Raw genomic sequence first — 1,337 nt, forward strand, 5'->3', positions numbered from 1 at the left:
CCTGTGCACAACTCCCCCGAGCGCCTGTGCATAGCTCACGAGACGGACACGTGCGGGCGAGACGGTCACGCAGACGTGTCGGTCTCGCCCGCACGTGTCCGTCTCGTGAGCTATGCACAGGCGCTCGGGGGAGTTGTGCACAGGTGGCGGGCCAGAGAAGTTGTGCACAGATGTGGGACGGTCACGTCGGGCGGCATCGGCGCGGCCCGACGATGGGGGCATGCACGACATGCCACACGCGAGCGGCGAGCTGCTGCTCAGCCGCGACGCCCATTTTCTCGACTCCGAGTCCGATTCGTTGCGCCGGGCTGCGGCGAGCGGCCGGCTCACGCGACTCCGCCGTGGGGTGTACACCGACTCCGCCTCGTGGTCGGCTGCCTCGCCGCGCGACCGCTACGTCCGACGTATACATGCAGTGGTGGCCACCCGCGAGGTGCCCTGCGTTGTGGCTCGACAGTCGGCCGCCGCGCTGTGGTCGTTCCCGCGCATCAACCGATGGCCAGAAGATGTGCACCTGATCCCCGTGCCGCCAGGAGGCCTCCGGTCGCGCAACGGGGTGCGGCACCACGCCGAAGCCATGCCCGACACCGATGTGGCCGAGCTGCTCGGGCTCCGGGTAACGTCGCGCCTCCGCACCCTCGTGGACCTCGCGCGTTTCGACTCGATCGCGGAGGCGGTTGCTGCGCTCGACCACTCCCTGAACCCGCGCACGGCGCACCCGCATCCCGTGGTGACCCAGGATGCTCTGCTCGAGCAGCTCGTGGGCATCCAGTCCTCACGCGGTGCCGCCCGGGCGGCTCGCGCCATCCACTTCGCCGACGGGGGCGCCGGCAGCCCGGGGGAATCATACAGCCGTCTGCTGATCCGCCAGCTCGGGTTTGCGCCGCCGCAGCTGCAGGTCGAGCATCCGAATCCCCGTGGCGGCAGCTACTTCACCGACTTCGAGTGGCCTGACGCGCGCATCATCGGAGAGTTCGACGGCCGTTCGAAGTACCTCAAGCCCGAGTACCTCGGCACCCGCACGCCGGGGGAGGTCGTCGTCGAGGAGAAGCTGCGCGAAGACGACCTCCGTGCCGAGGGCAGCCAGATTCGCCGCTGGACCTGGGAGCACCTCCGAACCCCCGCCCGTCTCGAACGGCTCCTCTCCGAGGCCGGCGTGCCGCGCCTCTCCCGCAGAGCGGCCCAGGCCGCCGTAAGCAGCCCGAACTCTTCCCGTGTGGCCCCACCCCGCGAGACGGTCACTTCGCACCGAGGTCGTCACGCAGACCGGTCGGTGTCGCCCGCACCTGTCCGTCTCGCGGAATGAGGGAGGGGGCGGGGCGCGTCAAGGGGAGGAG

The 1,337-nt window shown here is 70.2% G+C and carries 1 protein-coding gene; it reads left to right on the forward strand.

Annotated elements, in window-relative coordinates:
* Window positions 1-220: 220 nt before the first annotated feature.
* Window positions 221-1,306 carry a hypothetical protein gene (locus C5B96_RS16930; protein ID WP_104246525.1) on the forward strand — a complete coding sequence of 362 codons (1,086 nt, stop codon included), beginning with the start codon at window positions 221-223 and terminating at the stop codon, window positions 1,304-1,306.
* Window positions 1,307-1,337: the final 31 nt, after the last annotated feature.

Source organism: Subtercola sp. Z020 (assembly GCF_002931235.1).
In the GTDB taxonomy this organism is placed as follows: Bacteria; Actinomycetota; Actinomycetes; order Actinomycetales; family Microbacteriaceae; genus Subtercola.